Source organism: Anaeromyxobacter diazotrophicus, assembly GCF_013340205.1.
In the GTDB taxonomy this organism is placed as follows: Bacteria; Myxococcota; Myxococcia; order Myxococcales; family Anaeromyxobacteraceae; genus Anaeromyxobacter_A; species Anaeromyxobacter_A diazotrophicus.
This window is the reverse complement of the sequence record NZ_BJTG01000010.1, coordinates 119,578-141,056: the sequence shown is the minus strand read 5'-3', so window position 1 is coordinate 141,056 and position 21,479 is coordinate 119,578. Positions and strand designations below refer to the sequence as shown.

The 21,479-nt window shown below is 73.4% G+C and carries 16 protein-coding genes; 6 read left to right on the top strand and 10 right to left on the bottom strand.

The window, feature by feature from the left end; translation table 11 throughout:
• A partial coding sequence (locus tag HWY08_RS19345) for an HNH endonuclease (protein WP_176068301.1) occupies positions 1–896 on the top strand: 896 nt, incomplete at its 5' end.
• Between the two features lie 200 nt (positions 897–1,096).
• Here HWY08_RS19345 and HWY08_RS19340 read toward each other — a convergent pair.
• Positions 1,097–1,405 carry a DUF3467 domain-containing protein gene (locus tag HWY08_RS19340; RefSeq protein WP_176068299.1) on the bottom strand — a complete coding sequence of 103 codons (309 nt, stop codon included), beginning with the start codon at positions 1,403–1,405 and terminating at the stop codon, positions 1,097–1,099.
• Between the two features lie 101 nt (positions 1,406–1,506).
• Here HWY08_RS19340 and HWY08_RS19335 point away from each other — a divergent pair, with 101 nt between their 5' ends.
• Complete coding sequence (locus HWY08_RS19335; protein ID WP_235969711.1) at positions 1,507–2,334, top strand: alpha/beta hydrolase; 828 nt, start codon at positions 1,507–1,509, stop codon at positions 2,332–2,334.
• On the top strand, positions 2,331–3,827 hold the full coding sequence (gene glpK / locus HWY08_RS19330) for a glycerol kinase GlpK (protein WP_176068297.1): 1,497 nt from the start codon (positions 2,331–2,333) through the stop codon (positions 3,825–3,827). The genes HWY08_RS19335 and glpK overlap by 4 nt, the downstream gene beginning before the upstream one ends.
• A gap of 7 nt (positions 3,828–3,834) precedes the next feature.
• Here the strand turns inward: glpK and radA are convergent, their stop codons facing one another.
• Complete coding sequence (gene radA / locus HWY08_RS19325; protein WP_371869357.1) at positions 3,835–5,223, bottom strand: DNA repair protein RadA; 1,389 nt, start codon at positions 5,221–5,223, stop codon at positions 3,835–3,837.
• A gap of 117 nt (positions 5,224–5,340) precedes the next feature.
• Here radA and bioB point away from each other — a divergent pair, with 117 nt between their 5' ends.
• On the top strand, positions 5,341–6,438 hold the full coding sequence (bioB, locus tag HWY08_RS19320; protein ID WP_176068293.1) for a biotin synthase BioB: 1,098 nt from the start codon (positions 5,341–5,343) through the stop codon (positions 6,436–6,438).
• Positions 6,438–7,607 (top strand): 8-amino-7-oxononanoate synthase, encoded by a 1,170-nt coding sequence (gene bioF / locus HWY08_RS19315; RefSeq protein WP_176068291.1) that lies wholly within the window; start codon positions 6,438–6,440, stop codon positions 7,605–7,607. Before bioB ends, bioF begins: the two co-directional genes overlap by 1 nt.
• Here the strand turns inward: bioF and HWY08_RS19310 are convergent.
• The 7 genes from HWY08_RS19310 to HWY08_RS19280 form a co-directional block, all read right to left on the bottom strand.
• Positions 7,604–8,809, bottom strand: a complete 1,206-nt coding sequence (locus HWY08_RS19310; RefSeq protein ID WP_176068315.1) for a threonine ammonia-lyase — start codon at positions 8,807–8,809, stop codon at positions 7,604–7,606. The two genes, bioF and HWY08_RS19310, sit on opposite strands and share 4 nt — an antisense overlap.
• 108 nt (positions 8,810–8,917) lie before the next feature.
• Positions 8,918–9,445, bottom strand: coding sequence for a helix-turn-helix transcriptional regulator (locus HWY08_RS19305; protein WP_176068289.1), 528 nt, complete (start codon positions 9,443–9,445; stop codon positions 8,918–8,920).
• A 171-nt stretch (positions 9,446–9,616) separates the two neighbouring features.
• Positions 9,617–13,240, bottom strand: a complete 3,624-nt coding sequence (dnaE, locus tag HWY08_RS19300) for a DNA polymerase III subunit alpha (RefSeq protein WP_176068287.1) — start codon at positions 13,238–13,240, stop codon at positions 9,617–9,619.
• Positions 13,241–13,323: 83 nt separating this feature from the next.
• Positions 13,324–14,775, bottom strand: a complete 1,452-nt coding sequence (locus HWY08_RS19295; protein WP_176068285.1) for a hypothetical protein — start codon at positions 14,773–14,775, stop codon at positions 13,324–13,326.
• Entirely contained in the window at positions 14,772–16,235 is a 1,464-nt protein-coding gene (locus HWY08_RS19290) for an McrB family protein (protein ID WP_176068283.1), read from the bottom strand. The genes HWY08_RS19295 and HWY08_RS19290 overlap by 4 nt, the downstream gene beginning before the upstream one ends.
• A gap of 69 nt (positions 16,236–16,304) precedes the next feature.
• The gene (locus HWY08_RS19285; RefSeq protein ID WP_176068282.1) at positions 16,305–16,616 is read right to left on the bottom strand and encodes a hypothetical protein; all 312 of its coding nucleotides are present in this window, start codon (positions 16,614–16,616) and stop codon (positions 16,305–16,307) included.
• Positions 16,617–16,633: 17 nt separating this feature from the next.
• Positions 16,634–17,824: an HNH endonuclease gene (locus tag HWY08_RS19280; RefSeq protein ID WP_176068280.1), complete on the bottom strand. Its 1,191-nt coding sequence runs from the start codon at positions 17,822–17,824 to the stop codon at positions 16,634–16,636.
• Between the two features lie 580 nt (positions 17,825–18,404).
• On the opposite strand from HWY08_RS19280, the gene HWY08_RS19275 reads away from it, so the two are divergent.
• Positions 18,405–21,053 carry an ATP-binding protein gene (locus HWY08_RS19275; RefSeq protein WP_176068278.1) on the top strand — a complete coding sequence of 883 codons (2,649 nt, stop codon included), beginning with the start codon at positions 18,405–18,407 and terminating at the stop codon, positions 21,051–21,053.
• Here the strand turns inward: HWY08_RS19275 and HWY08_RS19270 are convergent.
• Positions 21,050–21,478, bottom strand: coding sequence for a DUF488 domain-containing protein (locus HWY08_RS19270; protein ID WP_176068276.1), 429 nt, complete (start codon positions 21,476–21,478; stop codon positions 21,050–21,052). The genes HWY08_RS19275 and HWY08_RS19270 overlap by 4 nt on opposite strands.
• Position 21,479: the final 1 nt, after the last annotated feature.

Here is a 21,479-nt window from a genome sequence, read left to right as displayed (position 1 = left end):
CCGCGTACAAGACCAAGGTGGAGACGGAGCAGCTCGTCGCGTCGCTGCAGCCGCGACCGGCGCCGCGGGAGGGGCTGCGGCGGCTCCCGAGGCCGGAGCAGGCGCCGGCTGCCCTCGCGAAGCCGATCGAGGCGGGCTGCGTCGAGGTCGACGGAGCCGGGGGACGAGCCCCCGCCCTACGGCCCGGGACGGCGTCGGTGGAACCCGTGACGCTCGAGGCGCCTGCGGTGCAGGAGTTCCGGCCAAGCGACCCGCCGCGACTCCCCGCCCCGCGCCGGGCCACGCTCGAGCCGGTCGATGTCGACAGCTACTCGCTGCGGGTCACCGTCGATGCCGAGCTGAAGAAGGACCTCGACCAGCTGAAGTCGCTCCTGGCCCACAAGGTCCGGAACGGCGACCTCGGCGCGCTCCTCCGCGAGGCGGTGAAGTGCGCGCTCGAGAAGCACGGCAAGCGCCGCGGAGCGGTGGAGCCCTCGCGGAAGCTCAAGAGCCCCGCGCCGGCTGAGAAGGCGCCGCCGCTGGCCCCGGGCCAGCGCGAGCCCATCCCGGCCGCGGTGCGCCGCGAGGTCTGGAAGCGGGACGGCGGGCGCTGCGCCTGGTGCTCGCCGGATGGCCGCCGCTGCGGGAGCACCTGGATGCTGGAGCTCGATCACATCCAGCCGGTGGCGCTCGGCGGGCGCAGCACCGCCGACAATCTGAGACTGTGTTGCCGCAGCCACAATTCGCTGCACGCGGAGCGCGTCTTCGGGAGGAAGCACATGAACAAGTTCCGGAGGAACGCGGACCGGCGCGCTCCACCTACCGCCGCCAGCGGAAGCACTTCTGGGGCGTGCGGCAAGGGCGCTGAGCTGGCTGGCTCGACGCGGACGCAGGGACGGTGCGGTACCGGATCGTGAGCCGATCTTGCGGCCGGCGCCGCGGCCGGGGAGTGGCGCCTCGCTGGCGCCGCTCGCCGGACGGTGCCCTGCCTCGACGAGGCGGCGGGCCGCGAGACGGGCACGCACCTCTCTGCTGGCTTTCACGGGCCGAGGGGGACTTGTGGGCAATCATGAGCCCGGCGGGGGAGAGGGGTCTTTCACCCCATGTATTCTCGGGTTCAGTTCATCCCCGGCGTCGGGAAGTGCGGCGTGTCGCCGAGGTCGATGGTCCCGAAGCGCGCCTCGTACTTGGCCAGGTTGTCCTCGAGCGCGTGGAGCAGGCGCTTCAGGTGCTTGGGGGTGGTGATGACGCGCGAGCGGACCACCGCCTTCGACGGTTGCGGCTGGAGGTAGAGCAGGTCGAGCGTGAACTCGGTCTCGTTGTGGTTCACGAGCGCCATGTTGACGAACACCCCGTTGGCGGTGACGGGGTCGATCTCGATCTGGAGCTGGATGGCGGCGGGGGGCGGGGTGGGCTTGTCGGCCATCCCGGCAGGATCCCCGAAACCGGGCCCGGCATGAAGGGCCGTCTGGCGGCGGCCCGGAAGGGAAGTGGCCTCCGGGCGGCCTGAGAGGGTACACGGGAGAGGTGACCGCGCCCATCGCTCGCGCCGTCGCCGCTGCACCGCCCGGCGGCGCGCGCGGCGCGGCCTTCGACCTCGAAGGCGGCCCCGACGCTGCGCTCCTCCTGCACGGCCTCACCGGCTCGCCGTTCGAGGTGCGCCACGTGGCCGAGCGGCTGCAGCAGGACGGGCTCCGCTGCCTGGGCCCCGTCCTGCCGGGCCACGGGGGCTCGCCCGAGGCGCTCGCGCCGGTCGCCTGGCGCGACTGGGTCGAGGGCGCCCGGCGCGACCTGGCGCGGCTCGACGGCGCGCGCCGCGTCTTCCTGGTGGGCTGCTCCATGGGCGCGCTCGTCGCCTGCGCGCTCGCCGCGGCGCGGCCGGGGCGCGTGGCGGGCCTGGCGCTGCTCGCGCCGGCGCTCCAGCTCTCCGGCGCGGCGCGGGTGGCGGGGGCGGTCGCGCGCGCGCTCCCCTTCGGCCGGCGGCTGCCGCCCGTGCCCAAGCTGGGCGGCTCGGACGTGCGCGATCCGGTCGCGCGCCGCGACAACCCGGCCATGGCGGCGGTGCCGCTCTCGGCGGTAGGAGAGCTGCTCGCGCTGGCGCGCGAGGTCGAGCGGCTCCTGCCCGCGGTGCGCGCGCCGGCGCTGGTGGTGGCGGGCGGGCAGGACCACACCGTCGCGATGGAGGGCGCGCGGCGGCTGGCGGCGCGGGTGGGGAGCGGCCCGGCGCGGCTCCTCGTCTTGCAGGAGAGCTTCCACCTGGTGGGCATCGACGTCGAGCGCGACCGCTGCGCCGGCGAGGTGGCCGCCTTCTTCTCGTCCATCCCGCCCTCCGCGGCGGAGGGAACCTCACCATGACGACCTCGCGGCGGCTCGCCTCGTACGTGCTCGCGATCGACCAGGGGACGACCGGCACCACCGCGCTCATCCTCGACCAGCGGCTCGGGGTGCGCGCCAAGGTGAACGTCGAGTTCCGCCAGATCTTCCCGAAGGCAGGCTGGGTCGAGCACGATCTCGACGACGTGTGGGGCTCGGTGCTGGCGGCGGTGCAGAAGGCGCTGCGCGAGGCGGGGCTGCGGGGCGCCGAGATCGCGGCCATCGGCATCACCAACCAGCGCGAGACCGTCGCGCTGTGGGATCGGCGCTCGGGGAAGCCGGTCCACAACGCCATCGTCTGGCAGGACCGGCGCACCACCGAGCAGTGCGTGCGGCTCAAGGGGGAGGGGCGGGAGGAGACCATCCGCGCCAAGACGGGGCTGGTGCTCGACCCGTACTTCTCGGCCACCAAGCTCGACTGGCTGCTCGAGAACGTCCGCGGCGCCCGCGCCAAGGCGGAGGCGGGGCAGCTCGCCTTCGGCACCGTCGACAGCTACCTCACCTGGCGGCTCACCGGCGGCGCCGCCCACGTCACCGACGTCTCGAACGCCAGCCGCACGCTGCTCATGGAGCTGCGCGGCTGCGCCTGGGACGACGAGCTCCTCGACCTGTTCCGGGTGCCGCGCGAGGTCCTGCCCGAGATCCGCTCCAGCTCGGAGGTGTACGGCGAGACGAAGGGCGTCCGCGTGCTCCCCGACGGGATCCCGGTGTGCGGCATCGCCGGCGACCAGCAGGCGGCGCTCTTCGGGCAGGCCTGCTTCGCGCCCGGGGACGCGAAGTGCACCTACGGCACCGGCGCCTTCCTCCTGCAGAACGTCGGGCCGGAGCCGGTGGTCTCGAAGCACGGCCTGCTCACCACCGTCGCCTGGCGGGTAGGGGGCGAGACGCACTACGCGCTCGAGGGGAGCGCCTTCATCGCCGGGGCGGCGGTGCAGTGGCTGCGCGACCAGCTCAAGATCATCGAGAAGGCCTCCGACGTGGAGGCGCTGGCGCGCACCGTGAAGGACTCGGAGGACGTGGTGTTCGTGCCGGCGCTGGTGGGGATGGGCGCGCCGCACTGGCGCCCGGGGGCGCGCGGGCTCATCTCCGGGATCACCCGCGGCACCTCCGCCGGCCACCTCGCGCGGGCGCTGCTGGAGGGGATCGCCTTCCAGATCCACGACCTCGTCGAGGCCATGGTGCAGGACGCCGGCCGCAAGGTGCCGGCCTTCCGCGTCGACGGCGGCGCCTCCGCCAACGACCTCCTCATGCAGTTCCAGGCGGACATCCTGGGCGTCCCGGTGGAGCGGCCGCGGATGATCGAGACCACCGCGCTCGGCGCGGCCTTCCTGGCCGGCCTGGCGGCGGGGGTCTGGTCGTCGCGCGAGGAGATCGCGAAGAGCTTCAAGGTGGGCAAGCGCTTCGAGCCGAAGATGAAGCAGGACGAGCGCGAGCGCCACCTCGCCAAGTGGCGGCGCGCCGTCCAGTCCGCCTGAGGGCGCGCTACGGGAAGAGCCGGTCGAGCGCCTCGGCCACGGTCTCGACCGGCTCCACGCTGAACCCGGCCGGCGCCTCGGCGTGGCGGGCGTTGCCGGCCGGCACGAGCGCCCGGACGAAGCCGAGCCGCGCCGCCTCGGCCAGCCGCGCGTCGCTCTGCGCCACCGCTCGCACCTCGCCGGCGAGCCCCACCTCGCCCAGCACCAGCGTCCGGCCGTCGAGCGGGCGGTCGCGGAAGCTCGAGGCGAGCGCCGCCACCGTGGCGAGGTCGGCGGCGGGATCGTCGAGCGTGAGCCCGCCCGCCACGTTCACGAAGAGATCGCAGCCGAGGATGTCGATCCCGACCTTCTTCTCCAGCACCGCGGCGAGGAGCGCGACCCGGTTCGAGTCGACGCCGAGCGCGGTGCGGCGCGGGGTGCCGAAGGTGGTCGGCGAGACGAGCGCCTGCACCTCGACGAGCAGCGTGCGCGTGCCGGAGAGGGCGGCGGCGACCGCGCTGCCGGGCGCGCCCTCGGGGCGCTCGGAGAGGAAGAGCGCGGAGGGGTTCTGCACCTCGGCGAGCCCGCGCGACTTCATCTCGAAGACGCCGATCTCGCTGGCCGAGCCGAAGCGGTTCTTGTGCGCGCGCAGCACGCGGTACGGGTGGGCGCCGCCGCCCTCGAAGTAGAGGACGGTGTCCACCATGTGCTCGAGGACGCGCGGGCCGGCGATGGCGCCGTCCTTGGTGACGTGGCCGACGAGGAAGGTAGGGGTCTCGGTGGTCTTGGCGTAGCCCATGAGTCGCGCCGTCACCTCGCGGATCTGGGTGACGGTGCCGGGGGCGCTGGTGAGCTCCGGCAGGTACTGCGTCTGGATGGAGTCGATCGCCAGGGCGGCCGGCTCGAGCTGCTGGGCGGCGTGCAGCACCTTCGCCGCGTCGGTCTCCGGGAACAGGTGCAGGTTCTCGGCGCCGACGCCGAGCCGGTCGGCGCGGAGCTTCACCTGCCGCGCCGACTCCTCGCCGGTGACGTAGAGGATGGGCCGGCCCTCGACCGCGCCCGCCAGCCGCTCCAGCGCGGCGAGGAGGAGCGTGCTCTTGCCGATGCCGGGGTCGCCGCCGAGCAGCACCAGCGAGCCCGGCACGACGCCGCCGCCGAGCACGCGGTCGAGCTCGCCGATGCCGGTCTTGAGCCGCGCCTCCTCGCTCGCCTCGACCTCGCGCAGGGGGATGGGGCGGGCCGACCGGGCGACGCCGCCGAACCCGCGCGGCGCGCCGCGCTCCTCCGGCGGCGGGAGCTCCTCGTGCAGGGTGTTCCACTTGCGGCAGGCGGGGCACTGGCCGAGCCACTTGGGGGAGGCGTGCCCGCACTCGGCGCAGGCGAAGACGGTCTTCTGCTTGGGCGCGAGCTTGGCCACGGCCACCCGTAGCATGCAGGTCCGACGCCACCGGCCCGCCGGCGCGCCGCGCCGAGTCGTAAACCAACCCGGGCGGCACGGTTGACGACCGCCCCGGCGCTGGTAGGGTGACCCGCCATGTGCACGGACTCCTGCGCGAACCCGAAGCCGCTCCCCCCCGGCGTCGAGCCCATCAGCGGCGAGGAGGCGCGCCGGCTCATCCACCACACCGCCGGCCCGGAGCTGGAGGCGCTGCTCGCCCGCGCCCGCGCGGTCCGCGAGGCGGTCCACGGCACCGGGGTCTCCCTGTGCGGCATCGTCAACGCGAAGAGCGGGCACTGCCCGGAGGACTGCGGCTTCTGCCAGCAGTCGGCGCACTTCAAGGACACCGGCGCGCCGGAGTACCCGATGATGAGCGCGCGCGAGATCGCGGACCAGGCCAAGGCGGCGGAGGCGGCCGGCGCGCGCGAGTTCTCGGTGGTCACCTCCGGCACGCGCCTCGCCAAGGAGAGCGAGCTCGCCACGCTGGAGGAGGCGATCCGGCTCATCCGCGCGGAGACGACGGTGGAGCCGTGCGCCTCGCTCGGCCTCATGCGGCGGCCGGAGCTCGAGCGCCTCAAGCGCGCCGGGCTCCAGCACTACCACCACAACCTCGAGACCTCGCGCAGCCACTTCGACCAGGTGTGCACGACGCACAGCTACGACGAGCAGCTCGAGACCATCCGCGCCGCCAAGGAGCTCGGCTACCAGCTCTGCACCGGCGGCATCCTCGGCATGGGCGAGACGCCCGAGCAGCGGGTCGAGCTGGCGGAGACCCTGCGCGAGGTGGGCACCCACTGCGTGCCCCTGAACTTCCTCAACCCCCGGCCCGGCACGCCCATGGCGCACCTCCGGGCGATCACCGCCGGGGAGTGCCTGGCCGCCATCGCCGTCTTCCGGCTGATGCTCCCCGCCGCCCACCTCTTCGTCATGGGCGGGCGCGAGGTGAACCTGGGCGCGGAGCAGCACCGGATCTTCGACGCCGGCGCGGACGGCACCATGGTCGGCAACTACCTCACGAGCGCCGGGACGCAGCCGCACGAGGTGGTGGAGATGGTGCGCGGCAAGGGGTACGAGCTGCGCCCGACCCCGGACGCCGAGCGCTGGGCCTTCCACGGCGAGGCGCCGCGCGAGACCGGCTGGAACCGCCGCGCCGCCGAGGGCGATCGCAAGCGGGCGCTGCCGGTGGTGCGGTAGTGCCCGGCGCGCTCTCCTGGCTCGACGGCGCCCTCGCCGGCCTCTCGGCGAAGGGGCTCCGCCGCGCGCTCGAGCCGCTCGACGGGGCGCAGGGCCCGGTGGTGAGCGTCGGCGGGCGCGCGCTCGTGAACCTCTGCTCGAACGACTACCTCGGCCTCGCCGCCGACCCGCGGCTAGTCGCGGCGGCGGTGGCGGCAGCCCAGCGCGAGGGGGCGGGGGCGGGCGCGGCGCGGCTCGTGGCCGGGGACCTGCCGGTCCACGGTCAGCTCGAGCGCCGGCTCGCCTCGTTCAAGCACGCCGAGGCGGCGCTGCTCTTCTCCTCCGGCTACCACGCGAACGCCGGCATCCCGGCGGCGCTGGCGGACCGCGAGGACGCCATCTTCTCCGACCGGCTCAACCACGCCTCGCTCATCGACGGCTGCCGGCTCTCGCTCGCCAAGACGCACCGCTACCCGCACGGCGACGTGGACGCCTTGGCGCGGCTCCTGCGCGGCACGCCCGCGCGCCGCAAGCTCGTCGTCACCGACGCCGTGTTCGGGATGGACGGCGACGCGGCGCCGCTGGCGGCCATCGCCGGGCTGTGCCGCGACGAGGGCGCCATGCTCTACGTCGACGAGGCGCACGCCACCGGCGTGCTCGGCCCCACCGGCGCGGGCTGGGCCGAGGCGGAGGGGATCCGCCCGGACGTGCTCATGGGCACCCTCGGCAAGGCGCTCGGCAGCTTCGGGGCCTTCGCGGCGGGGTCCGCGAACCTGTGCGAGTGGCTCACCTCGCGCGCCCGGACCTTCATCTTCACCACCGCGCTGCCGCCCGCCGCCTGCGGCGCGGCGCTGGCGGCCCTCGACGTCCTCGCCGCCGAGCCCGACCGGCGCGCGCGCGTCGCGCGGCTGGCGGCCCGGATGAAGGAGGGGCTGGCCGCGCTCGGCTTCGACGTGTCGCGGGTGGTGGCGCCCATCTTCCCGGTGGTGCTGGGGGAGGAGGCGGTGGCGCTCGAGGCGTCGCGCCGGATGCGCGAGCGCGGGTTCCTGGTCCGCGCCATCCGCCCCCCGACGGTGCCGGCCGGCACGAGCCGCCTGCGGGTGTCGCTCACCGCCGGCCACACCGAGGCGCAGGTGGACGCGTTCCTGGCGGCGCTGCGCGAGGTGGTGGCCGGCCTGCGCCGGTGCTAGACGCGCTCCACGTGGTAGCCGCGCTCTCGCAGCGCGCGCAGGATCTCCTCCACGTGGTCGTGGCCGCGCGTCTCGAGCGTGAGCTGGAGCGTGGTGTCGCCGAACCGGTGCGAGAACGCGCGGGTGTGGTGCACCTCGATCACGTTGGCGCGGTGGCTCGCCACCGCCGCCGAGACCTTGGCGAGCTGCCCCGGCTTGTCGGGCAGGTGCACGATGATCCGCACCAGCCGCCCTTCCTTGGCCAGGCCGCGCTCGATGATGCGGGCGATCACGTTCACGTCGATGTTGCCGCCGGAGACGAGCGCCACCACCCGCTTCCCCTCCAGCCCGTGCACCTTGTGGTTGAGGAGCGCCGCCACCGCCACCGCCCCCGCGCCCTCGGCGACCGTCTTCTCCTTCTCGAGCAGGTAGAGGATCGCGCTCGCGATCTCCTCCTCGGAGACGGTGACCACCTCGTCGACGAGCTGCTGGACGTGCTGGAAGGTGAGCTCCCCGGGGCGCTTCACCGCGATGCCGTCCGCGACGGTGGTCGCCGCCTCGACCGAGACGAGGCGCCCCTCCTCGAGCGAGGCGAGCATGCAGGGGAGCACCTCGGTCTCGACGCCGATCACCCGCACCTGCGGCGCCTTGGCCTTGAGCGCCGCCGCCACGCCCGACACGAGCCCGCCGCCGCCCACCGGCACCAGCACCGCGTCGAGGTCGGGCACCTGCTCGAGGAGCTCCAGCGCCAGCGTGCCCTGGCCGGCGATGACGGCCGGATCGTCGAACGGGTGGACGAAGGTGAGCCCCTGCGTCGCCTCGAGCCGGCGCGCCTCGGCGTACGCCTCGTCGTAGTTGGCGCCGTGCAGCACCACCTCGGCGCCGTGGCCGCGCGTGTTCACCACCTTGAGCAGCGGCGTCGCCTCCGGCATCACGATGGTGGCGGCGACCCCGAGCCGGCCGGCGTGGTAGGCGACGGCCTGCGCGTGGTTGCCGGCGCTGGCGGCGACGAGCCCCTTGGCCCGCTCGGCCGGCGGCATGGTGAGGAGCTTGTTGAGGGCGCCGCGCTCCTTGTAGGCGCCCGTCATCTGGAGGTTCTCGAGCTTCAGGAACCCGTGGGCGCCGATGGCGCGCGAGAAGGTCTCGCTGCGAGCGCACGGCGAGAGGTAGATGTGCTCGGCGATGCGCTGCCGCGCGGCCTGGACGTCCTCGAGGGTGACCAGCATGGGAACCGCCGACGCTACCGCCGACGGTCCCCGAGGGCAAGGTGAGGAGGCGAGCGAGGCCGTCGCCGAGCCCGCCCGGCGCAGGCCAGCGTCGTTCGCCGGCGGCTAGCGCTGCTCGAGGCGGCGCGCCAGCTCGACGCGGTTCCGCACGCCCAGCTTGTCGAAGATGGTCTTCAGGTGGCTCTTCACCGTCTGCGAGGCGATGCCGAGCCGCTCGGCCACCTCGCGCGACCGCAGGCCGTCGGCCACGAGCAGCGCCACCTCGCGCTCGCGCTGGGTGAGGCCGTCGGCAGCGGTGGCGACGACCGGCTCACCGGGCGAGGGCACGGCGGTGGGGACGCCCTCCCGCCAGAGGTGGAGCTGCGTGCGCCCCTTGCCGACGGCGGTCACCTCGATGCGAAGCCGCTCGCCGAGGCGCTCGACGGTGAGGCAGCGCCGGATGCCGGGCTCGCTCGACTGCGCGCCCTCCGCCAGGCCCCTGAGCTCGACCGGAAGGGCTACCCCGTCGGCCGCCACGTTCCAGAAGGAGCGGAGGATCTCCTCCGCCTGCCGATCGCACTGCAGATGGAACTCGGGGTCGCAGTAGGCTGAGGCACCTCTCGGCGAAGAAGCGCGGGACGTCGCTCGCAGCATGGGCCAACCCCCTGTTCCAGCGCACCGGGTCGGCCACATCATACCTTGTCCCGGCGCACCCACACGGTAGGGTAAACGGACCTACCGTCTACACCTGAAAAGTGGGGATGCCCTGAACGGGGGGTGACGTAGATCAAGTGGCCGGAACCTCAGGGGAACCGGCCGAAGCTCTCAGTGAAGCTCCACCTCGAACCCGAGCCTCCGGGCGGCCTCGAGCAGCTCGTCCGAGGGCCGGATGCGCTGCGGCACGCGGATGGTGGTCTCGGTCTCGCGGGGCACGACCGCGCGCACGGTCACCGCGCAGCCGCCGCCGTGGCGGCCGAGCAGCGCCTTGAGCTCGGTGGCGCGCTCGGGCGTGAGCGCGTCGGCGTCGATGCGCAGCGACACCTCCTTCGTCTTCTGCGTGCGGACGGTGGAGAGGAGCTCGATCTCGAGGGCGGTGATCTCGGCCCGGGGGTTCTCCTCGTCGCGCGAGTTCATCCGGACCTGCCCGTGGACGATGATGGGCTCGTCCCGCTTCACGATCTCCTCCCAGTCGGCCCAGCCCTTCTGCGCGGGGCGGTTCCCCTGCGCGGGCCGGCTGCCCCAGCAGATCACCTCGGTGGTACCGGTGAGGTCCTCCAGGGTGAGGAAGCCGAAGCGGGTGCCCTTCTCCTTGTTCTGTTTCTCTCTGAGTGAAGCGACCACCCCTACCACGGTGACCTTGTCGTCCTGCCGCTTCGCGGCGACCTGCGCGCAGGTGCACGAGGCGTAGCGCCGCGCCTCCTTCTCCGAGCCCTGCAGCGGGTGACCCGTGAGGTAGAACCCGAGCGCCTCCTTCTCGAAGGCGAGCCGCACCCGCTCCGGCCACTCCTCGACCCGGGCCTCGCCCACCAGATCGCCGGGCAGCGGGTAGCGCGGCTTCACCTCCACCGCCGCGGTGAGCGCGCCGAACAGGCTCTTCTGCCCGGAGAGCCGGTCGGCCTGGGCCGACGAGCCGGCCGCGAAGGCCGCCTCGATGCCGTGGAAGAGCTGCCAGCGCGGCACGCCCTCGAAGTCGAGCGCGCCGCACTTCACCAGCGCCTCCACCACCTTCTTGTTGATGCGGCGGATGTCCACCCGGCTGGCGAGGTCGAAGAGGCCCTTGAACGGCCCGCCCTCGGCGCGCGCCTTGAGGATGGCCTCGACCGCCGACTCGCCGACGCCCTTCACCGCGCCGAGCCCGAAGCGGATCTGCCCCTTGTGCTTTGCGCCGGGCGCCGCCGGCAGCGCGCTGAACGCCGCCTGGCTCTCGTTCACGTCCGGCTGCAGCACCTCGATGCCGCTCTGGCGCGCCTCGGAGATGTGCACCACCACCTTGTCGGTGTTGGAGGCCTCGCTCGAGATGAGCGCGGCCATGAACTCCACCGGGTGGTGCGCCTTGAGCCAGGCGGTCTGGACGGTGAGGAGGCCGTACGCCGCCGAGTGCGACTTGTTGAAGCCGTAGGCGGCGAACTTCTCCATGAGGTCGAAGATGCCGCCCGCGACCGTCGGGTCGATCTGGCTCCGCGCGCACCCCTCCATGAAGCCGGTGCGCTCCTTGGCCATGACCTCGGCCTTCTTCTTGCCCATCGCCCGGCGGAGCAGGTCGGCGCGGCCCAGGCTGTAGCCGGCCAGGACCTGCGAGATCTGCATCACCTGCTCCTGGTAGACGATGACGCCGTAGGTGTCCTCCAGGACCGGCTCGAGCTTCGGGTGCGGGTAGGCGACCTTGTCCTTGCCGTGCTTGCGGTCGATGTAGACGTCGACCATCGTCCGCCCGTCCTCGAGCTTCTGGTCGAGCGGGCCCGGCCGGTAGAGCGCGCCGGCGGCGATGACGTCCTCGAACCGCGAGGGCTTCATCTTCATCACCATCTCGGTGAAGCCGGAGGACTCCATCTGGAAGACGCCCGCCGTGTCGCCGCGGCTGATGAGCTCGTAGACGGCCGGGTCGTCGATGGGGATCTGGTCGGCGGTGAGGTCCTTCCGGTCGGGGTGGTTCTGCCGGATGAGCCGGATGGCGTCGTCGATGACGGTGAGGGTCTTGAGGCCGAGGAAGTCGAACTTCACCAGGCCCGCCGCCTCGGAGTCGTCCTTGGCGAACTGGCTCACCAGCTGGCCGGAGTCGGCGTCCTTGGTGACCGGCACGTACTCCCAGAGCGGCTTGCCGGCGATGACCACGCCGGCCGCGTGCAGCCCGGACTGGCGGTTGAGGCCCTCCAGCGAGATCGAGATGTCGAGGATGTCCTTCTCGGTGACCTGCTGCTGCTTCCCCTCGGCGTCCACGAAGGCGTGGACGACCTTCGGGTGCTCGTAGAGGTCGGCCAGCCGCGGCTCCGCCGGGTACTTCTCGGAGCCGAAGACCAGGTCCTTGAGCGGCGGCGTCTTGCCCTGCACCGGCTCGGGGACGAGCTTCGCGATCCGGTCGCCCTCGGCGAAGGGCAGGCCCATGACCCGCACCACGTCGCGGATGACCGAGCGCGCCTTGAGCGAGCCGAAGGTGATGATCTGCCCGACGTTGTCCCGCCCGTACTTGCCGGTGACGTACTGGATGACCTCGTCGCGCCGGTTCTGGCAGAAGTCGACGTCGAAGTCCGGCATCGAGACGCGCTCGGGGTTGAGGAAGCGCTCGAAGAGGAGGTTCCAGCGCAGCGGGTCGAGGTCGGTGATGCGCAGCGCCCAGGCGACGATGGAGCCGGCGCCCGAGCCGCGGCCCGGGCCGACCGGGATCTGGTGCCCCTTCGCCCAGTTGATGAAGTCCTGCACGATGAGGAAGTAGCCCGCGAACCCCATCTTCTGGATGACGCCGAGCTCCATCTCCAGCCGGGCGCGGTAGCCGTCGGCGTCGAAGACGTACCGTCCATCGATCTCGCGGAAGCGGCGGTCGAGCCCCTGGCGCGCCAGCTTGGCGACGTACTCCTCCTCGGAGAGGCCGTCGGGGAGCTGGAACTGCGGCAGGTAGTTCTTGCCCAGCTCGAGCTCGACGTTGCACATCTCGGCGATGCGCATGGTGTTGGCGATGGCCTCGCCCATCCCCGGCAGCGCCGCCACCATGTCGTCGGGCGAGGTGATGTAGAGGCCGTCCGTCTCGTGCCGCAGCCGCTTCGGGTCGGAGAAGGTCTTCCCCGACGCGATGCACATGAGGACCTCGTGCGCCTTGGCATCCTCGCGCTTCGCGTAGTGCGCGTCGGCGGTGGCGGCGAGCGGGATGCCCTCGGACTCGGAGAGCTCCTGCAGCCGCGCGTTCACCTCGAGCTGCTCCCGCATTCCGTTCGACTGCACCTCGAGGAAGAAGGAGCCCGGCTCGAAGATGTCGCGGTACTCGCGCGCGACCCGGCGGGCGCCGTCCATGTCGCCCTGGCGGCAGAGCCGCGGCACCTCGCCCGCCAGGCAGGCGGTGAGGCCGACGAGCCCCTTCGAGTGCTCGCGCAGGAGCTGCTTGTCGATGCGCGGGTCGTAGTAGAAGCCCTCGGTGAAGGCCATCGACGAGAGGTAGCGGAGGTTGCGCCACCCCTCCTGGTTCTTCGCGAGCAGGATGAGGTGCCGGCCGATGCGCTCCGAGCGGTCCTGCCGCCCCTTGTCGCCCGCGACGTAGGCCTCGAACCCCAGGATCGGCTTCACCCCGGCCGCCTTCGCCTGCTTGTAGAAGTCGACCGCGCCGAAGAGGTTGCCGTGGTCGGTGACCGCCACCGCGTTCATGCCCTTCGCCTTCACGCTGGCGAGCAGGTCCTTGATGCGGATCGCGCCGTCGAGGAGCGAGTAGAGCGTGTGCAGGTGGAGGTGGGTGAAGTCGGCCAAGGTGCGGGACTCCTTCGGGAAGTCCCTTCATAGCAGGGGGGGCTGACGGTTCCTACCCGCGGCGTGAGACGCGGGCGTGGAAGTCAGTCCGCGCGCACGAGTCGCTCCAGGTCGCCGATCGAGGCACCGCGCTCCGCCGGCCCCGAGAAGCCGAAGGGGAGGCCGGCCAGGACGAGGCGCGCGCGGCGGGCGCCGACCGGGAGGTCGGCCGCGGAAGGCATCGAGAGCGCGCCGCTCCGGACCGGGTAGGCGAGGACGGTGTCGACGCGAGGGGCGGCGGAGAGCGCCGCGTACGCGAGCGCCTGGTGGACATCGGCGCGGTGGGACTCGCGAACCTCCTGTGAGACGCCGTCCCAGCCCAGCCGCCGGACGTCCATCAGGTGAGGCTTGTACTTCGCGTCCACGAAGATGTGGTGGTCGGGCATCACGAGGAGGAAGTCGGGGACGAGGTGTCGGAGCGTCCTCGGGCGGCCGCTCCACGCCAGCGCGCGGCGCGTCTCGCCGCGGCGCCCGGAGAGCAGCTCGGCGCCGAGGCGGCGGGCGACGTCTGTGAGCCAGCTCTCGACCCATGCCTCCCACAGGGCATCCGCCCGCAGCGACCACGGGAGCCCGTCGAGCGTCTGCTCACCCCCGAGCCCGCGCTCGTCCGCGACCCAGCCCATCGCCTCCCACGCCGCGGTCAGCCAACCGGAGTGGAGGAGCTGCGGGTTTGTCGCGAGCGCTCCCGGCCCCGGCCGCGCCTCGGGCCCGGGGCCGAGTCGGTGAAGCAGGAGCAGGGCCTCGTCGAGCAGCGCGCGTCCCACCGGCGCGTCGGCGGCGCGCTCCAGCTCGCGCCGGACCCGTCCGACCGTCCACCGCATCGCGGAGAAGAGCACCCGATCGTCGGAGAGATCGGGAAAGCTACAGCTGAAGCGCTGCCAGGCGCCTGAGGGCAGCGAGACGCGGGCGTAGTCGCCCCAGTCCACGGTGCCACGCGGCCGCGAGCGGATCTCGCGGTTCAGCTCGAACCGGCGGGAGGCGTGCCGCAGCACGTCGGCCAGGCGGGTCAGCACGGGCCCGGCCAGGATCCAGGGGGGCACCTCCCGCGCCGACCCTGGCACCAGCGCCGCACCCCCGACATCGGGCTCCACGCGAAAGGCCACGCCGCCCAGGACGCGGCCCAACCCCTCCCACTCGAAGCGGGAGCGGACGATGACCCCGAGCGCCACGCGCCGGGTCACCGCGGAGCGAAGCGGCATGGCCCCTAGGCGCGCGCCGGGGACGAGGCGGAGCGCGGCGCCGGTGCGGGTCGTGGAGATCTCGGGGCGCAGGTCGAGCCGGGCGAGCGTGTCCGCGTTCGCGCCGAGGAAGGGCTCGATCCAACCGTCGTTTCCGATCTCTGGCGCGACCAGCGCGTGCGGGACCTCGACCGACGCGCCGTGGTCGAGGGCCCGGAGCGGCTCAGGCGCCTGGCGCGTGCGCTCCCAGACGCGGGTCAGCTCGGCGCGCGTTCGCCCGCGGCGGGTGTGCCCGCGCGGTCGTGCCGCGCGGCTCATGCCAGCGCGCCGTCCAGGGCAGCCTCGACCCGGTCGGCCAGGCCCGCGACCTCGCTGCTGGCGGGGCCGAGGAGCCGCTCGTCGACGTAGGTGCGCAGCAGCGGCAGCAGCTCGTGCCTGAGGCGCAGGCGGATGCGGGAGGCGCGCAGGGGCGTGGGCGCGTCCGGCCGCGGATCGAGGAAATAGGCGTGGCCGGGGACGAGCGCGAGGCCAGCCTCGTCGGCGTGCTCGCTGAAGGTGTCGAGCGTGTCGGCGAACAACTCGGTCGCGAGCTCGTCGCCTTGCGCCCGCACGACCTCCAGGTCGGGCCAGAGATCGAGGAACGCGAACCGCCGGCGGATGGCGAGGTCGACGTGGGCGATGGACCGGTCCGCGGTGTTGAGCGTGCCGAGCACCCTCAGGCCGGGCTCGAGCTGAAGGCGACGCTCCCCTGACGGCCCGATCCCGTGTGGCAGCTCGACAGCGCGGTCGGGCTCGCCCGGCTCGAAGAGCGTGATCGCCTCCCCGAGCACCCGCGCGAGGTCGCCGCGGTTGAGCTCGTCGATGACGAGGACGTGCTCCTTCCCGCGGGCGGCGGCGTTGGCGCGAACGAGGTCGCCCGGGCGCACCTCGAAGGTGAGGCCTCCCGGCGCCGGCCGCGGCGCCAGCCCGACGACGAAGTCCTCGTAGGTACGGGCGGGGTGAAACTGAATGAAGGTGGGCTCACCATGCCGTCGCGCGACGCGCAGCGCGAAGCGCGTCTTGCCGGTGCCCGGGGGGCCTTGCAGCACCACGAACCGCCGCTCGGCGAGGAGCGCGTCGACCTCGTCCTCCGAGTGCCGCGGGAAGAGGCGCGCCAGCATCTCGCGCTTGCGCTCGTCCCACTCCTCCTTGGCGGCCCCCTTGAACCGGACCCCGTGCTCGTGCACGAACAGGTCGAGCAGGTCGCGGACCGTCGAGCGCGCGGCGTCTCCTCTGACCGGGACGGCGGCGTAGATCACCTTGTTGTACGTCTGCAGGGCCTTGTCGATGGTGGGCCACTCGCGCGCGGCCGCGTCGGGCACCGCCGAGCCGAGGTCGAGTAGATCGGGCTTCACCCAGAGGCTGCCGTGGATCCGCTGCAACGCGCGCAGCCGGCGGCGATGTCCCTGCCGCGCCAGGATGTGCGCATCCGGCCCGAACCCGCCCGTGCCGATGACCAGCACCGCGACCGAGCCGCCTTCACCGGGGAACCAGACGAAGGAGGTGCCCTGGTAAGCGCCGGAGTCGTCGTTCTCCGCGATGATGAGTCCGGAGTAGGCCGCGTCCTTCAGATCGCGCGAGACGAACGCCCGGGTCTTGAACTTGTCCCAGTCGCTCGCGTGGCAGCGCTCCTTGAAGGCGGCCTCGATGCGATGCTTCACCTCGTCCTTCTCCGCCTCAGCGGCGCGGCCGAGCGCCATCAGCTCGTACAGATCATCGAACGCGGTGCGGGAGGACATGGGGGCGAAGGTCGCACGGCCCGGCGAAGGAGGGAACGGGAAACGATCGCGAGCACTCGGCAGCAACCGCTAGTGCTGCTTGCGAGCGGCGGGCTTCGCCGTCGTTCTTCGAGCAGTGGGACTCTTGCGGGCGCCGTCCTTTGCCCGCTTGGCAGGACTTGCTGCGCAGATACCCAGTGCGAGGCATTCAAGAACGGAGAGGAGGCGCTCTGACTCGCGTATCTCCTTGCGCACCTTCGGATCGTCGCTGCCCGGGTCGAAGACATAGCCGCTGTGGCGGTAGTACTCGTCCGAGAGCTCCCAGTAGATGTGCGAGTCGAGCGCGCTGGTCAGGAGACCGAGTTGGCGAACCGTGAGGCGGACGGGGAAAGTTCGTGGCATGGGCGGCCCTCCCGAACTCAGCCTAGCTCGAGGCCAGGGTCGTCGGAGTGGACCACTCGAGTGCCTGGAAGAGTGGGGCGGGGCTTCGCCTGCTCGTCCGGAGCGCGCGCGAACTGGGCCATGTGCTTCGGCCCGAACTCCTCCCTCGCCGCGAGCTGGTTGTGGAAGGCGCAGCACACGCGGAGGTTCTCGACCGTCGACGCGCCGCCGCGCGCCACCGGCACCACGTGATCGAGCTGCAGCCGGGTGGTCGAGCCGCAGATGCCGCCGGACGCCATCCTCCACTGGCAGCGCGCGCCGTCGCGCTTCCAGACGGCGCGCTTCACCTCGGCCAGGACGTGACGCGGGTCGGCGGAGGGCCGCGGCGGCGCCGCGCGGGGCTTCTTCACCAGGGCGCGCTTCTTGTCCTGGGCGGCGAGGAGGAGGTCGAGGGCAGCCTCCAGCACCGCCTCCGTGCTGGCGCCGGGCTGGGCGTGCGAGAGGGCGTCCCGCGCGGCGGCGAGCTTGTCGAGGAAGCGGCGAGAGACGGTGGTGTGGAGCCGGCGCAGGTCGGCGGTGAGCGGCTCGACCTCGTCGCGCGGCCGGGGCGGGGCCGCGGGTTGGGCGGTGGCGGCCTGCTCGGCTCGGGCGGAGCCAGGCGTGGAGTCTGGTTCATCCGGATGAACCAGTTGATCGCCGGTCAAGTCGCGAGCCGGCAAGTCGGCGACGGGAGCCGCTGCGGCCGCGCCGCGCGCTGCCGGGGCGCTCGCGCGGAGGGCGGCCGCGGCCGCCGGGACGGCGGGTTCGAGGGCGGTCACGACGTCCCGCAGCGGCACGAGCTCCCGCGGGCGGAGCTCAGCCGCCACCGCCTGCGCCTCCCGCTTCGAGGCGTGGAAGAAGCGCGCCACCACCTCGGCCCGGTTCTCGGGGGTGATCACCTTGGCGAGCTCCACCACACTCGAGAGGCACAGGCGCCCGTCCCCCAGCGGCTCGATCAGCTCGGGGTAGCGCTGGAGCAGCTCGGCCGCGGTCTTGCGGTAGAAGGCGGCGCCCTTCGACAGGCCGAGCTCGCGGTGCAGGAAGTAGAAGAGGCTGGTGTGGCCGAGATCCACCCATCGGCGATCGCGGTCGAACGCTGCGAGGGCGACGAGGAACTCGGCCATGGCCACCTGTTCGCGGCGAAGGAGGTCGGCGAGGTGCCGGGTGAGGGCGCGGGCGTCATCGTTCATGACGGAGAGTGTCGCACGGATTTTCGGGGGCTCCGGGGAGGCCTCTGGCGGGCGCGCTGGAGGGTTTCCGGGGAAGGGTCGCGGCGGGAGTGCGCGGGGCGCACGTTCGGCCCACGGACGGCGCGCTGCGCGCCGGGGAGGGGCGTTTATACGGGGAGCCCGGAGCGAGGACGCGATCGGCCGAGGAGTGCGTCAAGGGAAATGTTCACTCACGGTTGGGTGGGGTGCCTACGGGTGGTGGCCGTCGCATGGGCGAGCGCACTCGGTGTGGCCCCTCTCCCCGGCCCTCTCCCCGGTTCGCGGGGCGAGGGGGACCGACACACGCGGTGGCGCGTGGAGCGGGGCGCCGCGGGGTCGCGGGGCGAGCGAGACCGGGCACCCGCGGCGGTGCGAGGCCTGACACTGGTGGTGACGGTGTCTCCTCGCGGGGCCTTCGGCCTGGCCTCACCGGGCGAGTCGAGGGGTACCCGCGTCCCCCCTCGGCCGCTTTCGGCAAGAGCCCCGCTCGGGATCTCTAGGCCCGTCCCGAGCCGTCGACATCGGCCATCCAGGCGCCTAACACTACGGCCCAACCTCCGAGATGCCCGACCTCGCCGCTACCTGGACGGAGAAGCTCCTCGACGTCACGTCGGCCTTCTCCCGCGCCCGGACCGCGCACGAGGTGGGCGCGGTGGCGGTCGCGTTGGGGGTGGAGGCGCTCGGCGCCTCGACCTCCGTGCTCGCGCTCCGCTCGCGCGACGGCGCCCACCTCGAGCTCATCGCCTCGGCGGGCCTGGCGGAGGAGGAGCGGCAGCAGTTCGCCCGCCTCTCCTTGGAGGTGCGCCATCCGGGTACGGACGCCCTCCGCGAGGGGCGCCCGATCTTCCTCGAGACCCAGGCCGAGACGTCCGCGCGGTACGGGCAGGCGGAAGAGGCCAAGCCGTCGAGCCCGCACCGGGAGGGCAGCTGCATCGCCGTCCCCATCCTGTCGGGCGACCGGGCCATCGGCTTCCTGGGGTTCGGGTTCCGCGCCTTCGTCCCGCTGCCGGGGGCGCAGCGGTCGTTCGCCCTGGCGCTCGCCGCGCAGGGGACGCAGGCGCTGGAGCGGGCGCGGCTGCTCGACGCCGAGCAGCAGGCGCGCCGCCGGCTCAAGGTCCTGGTCGACGCGGCCGAGGCGTTCAGCGCGCCCTCGCTCTCCATGGCGGCGGTGCTCGACGCCATCGCGCGCAAGGTCACCGCCGCCGCCGGCGACGCGTCGGTGCTGCGGCTGCTCACCCCGGACGGCGCCTGGCTCGAGCCGAAGGCGTGGTGGGCGAACGACCCGGCGGCGCGCCGCGAGCTGGGGCGCGCCGTCGCGGGCGAGCGCGAGTCCACGCTCTCCGGGCTGGCGGCCGGTCACCTCCGCGCCGGCGAGGCGCTGCTCATCCCGGCGGTGGACGAGCAGGTGCTGGCCCGCGTCTCGGAGCCGCTGCGCGGGTGGATGGTCCGGCACGGGTTGCACACCCTCATCATGGTCCCGCTCCAGCTCAAGGGGCGCTGCATCGGCATGCTCTCGGTCGGCCGGCTCCAGCCGCACGAGCCGTACACCGACGAGGACCGGATGCTGGTCGAGGGGCTGGCCGCCCGCGGCGCGGCCGCCATCGAGAAGACGCGCCTCTACGAGGAGGTGGTGCGCAGCCAGCGCCTCTTCGAGGGCATCGCCGAGGCGAGCCCGGACGTCCTCTACCTGTACGATCTGCGGCGGCGCCGGAACGTCTTCGTCTCGCAGAGCGTGGAGCAGGTGCTGGGGCGCTCTCCGCGCGACATCGGGGCGCTGAGCGAGGGGTTCATGACCCTCGTCCACCCCGAGGACCTGGCCCGGCTCGTCCAGGAGCAGCGCCGGTTCTCCGCCGTGGCCGACGGCGACATGCTGGAGCACCAGTACCGGATGCGCCACGCCGACGGCAGCTACCGCTGGGTGCGCAGCCGCGACCGCATCTTCTCGCGCACTCCGACCGGCGAGGTGGAGCTGGTGCTGGGCGTGGTGCGCGACGTCTCGGAGCAGGTGCGGGCGGCGCAGGAGCGCGAGGAGCTGCTCGCGCGCGAGCAGCAGGCCCGCCGGGAGGCCGAGACGGCCAGCCGCGCCAAGGACGAGTTCCTGGCCATGCTCGGGCACGAGCTCAGGAACCCGCTCTCGCCCATGATCACCGCGCTCGACCTCATGCGGCTCCGCGGCGGAGACGCCTTCGGCCGCGAGCGCACCATCATCGAGCGCCAGGTGCAGCACCTGGTGCGGCTGGTGGACGACCTGCTCGACATCTCGCGCATCACCCGCGGCAAGGTGGAGCTGAAGCGTCGCGCGCTCGAGCTCGGGGACGCGGTGAGCGCCGCCATCGAGATGGCGAGCCCGCTCCTCGAGACGCGGCGGCACCGGCTGGAGGTGGAGGTGCCGCGGCGCGGGCTGGTGGTCGAGGGCGACCCCGACCGGCTGGCGCAGGTGGTGGCGAACCTGCTCACCAACGCCGCCAAGTACACCGAGCCGGGCGGGGTGGTGTCGGTGCGCGCCGCCCGCGAGGGCGGCGAGGCGGTGGTGCGCGTGCGCGACTCGGGCATGGGCATCCCTCCCGACCTCCTGCCGCACGTCTTCGACCTGTTCGTCCAGGGCCACCGCGCGCTCGACCGCTCGCAGGGCGGCCTCGGGCTCGGGCTCGCCATCGTGCGGAGCATGGTCGAGATGCACGGCGGCCGCGTGAGCGCCGACAGCTCCGGCTCGGGGCGGGGCAGCGAGTTCGTGGTGCGGCTGCCCGCCGCCCGCGTGACCTCGCTCACCCCGGCGCTGCCGCCGCGCCCGCCGGTGGCGCCGCTCGGGCTCGTGCGCGCGCGCCGGGTGCTCGTCGTCGACGACAACCAGGACGCCGCCGACGCGCTGGTCGAGGCGCTCTCCACGCAGGGGCACCTCGCCACCGTGGCCTACGACGGCCCGAGCGGCCTGGAGGCCGCGGCGCGGGCGCGCCCGGAGGTGGCCTTCCTCGACATCGGCCTGCCGGTGATGGACGGCTACGAGCTGGCGCGGCGCCTGCGCGAGGTGCTCGGCTCGGGGGTGAAGCTGGTGGCGCTCACCGGCTACGGGCAGGACCGCGACCGGGCGCTGTCGCGCGCGGCGGGCTTCGACGAGCACCTGGTGAAGCCGGTCGAGCTCGACCAGATCATGGCCGTGGTGAGCGCGCTCGGGCGCGCGGCGATCGAGGCCTCCGGGGCGGCGAGCCCCTAGAGGTGCACCACCGACAGCCCCGGCGACGCCTCGGACAGCCGCTCGGCCAGGACCGAGCGGTGGCAGCGGCGCGGGTTCGCCTCGGCGCACAGCAGGGCGGTGCGGGCGCCGGCCGCCGCCTCCAGGACCGCGGTCAGGATCTCGGGACGCGCGGCGAGGTGCTCGCGGTACCGCGCCAGCGCCCCGGGCAGGTCCCGGGCGGCCTCCTCGCGAAACGGGTTCCCGGCCTCGGGCAGGTGCCGGTACTCGAACCCCTCGGCCGCGAGCGCGCGCCCCAGCGGCGCCTTCGAGAAGCCCGGGCGCGGGGAGCGCGCCGAGGCCCGCACGTCGAGGACGCGGGTGACGCCCGCCTCGCGGAGCCGCAGCACGAGCTGCGCCTGGGTCCGGCCCTCGTACCCGACCGTGAACAGGCGCGCGCGTTCCACG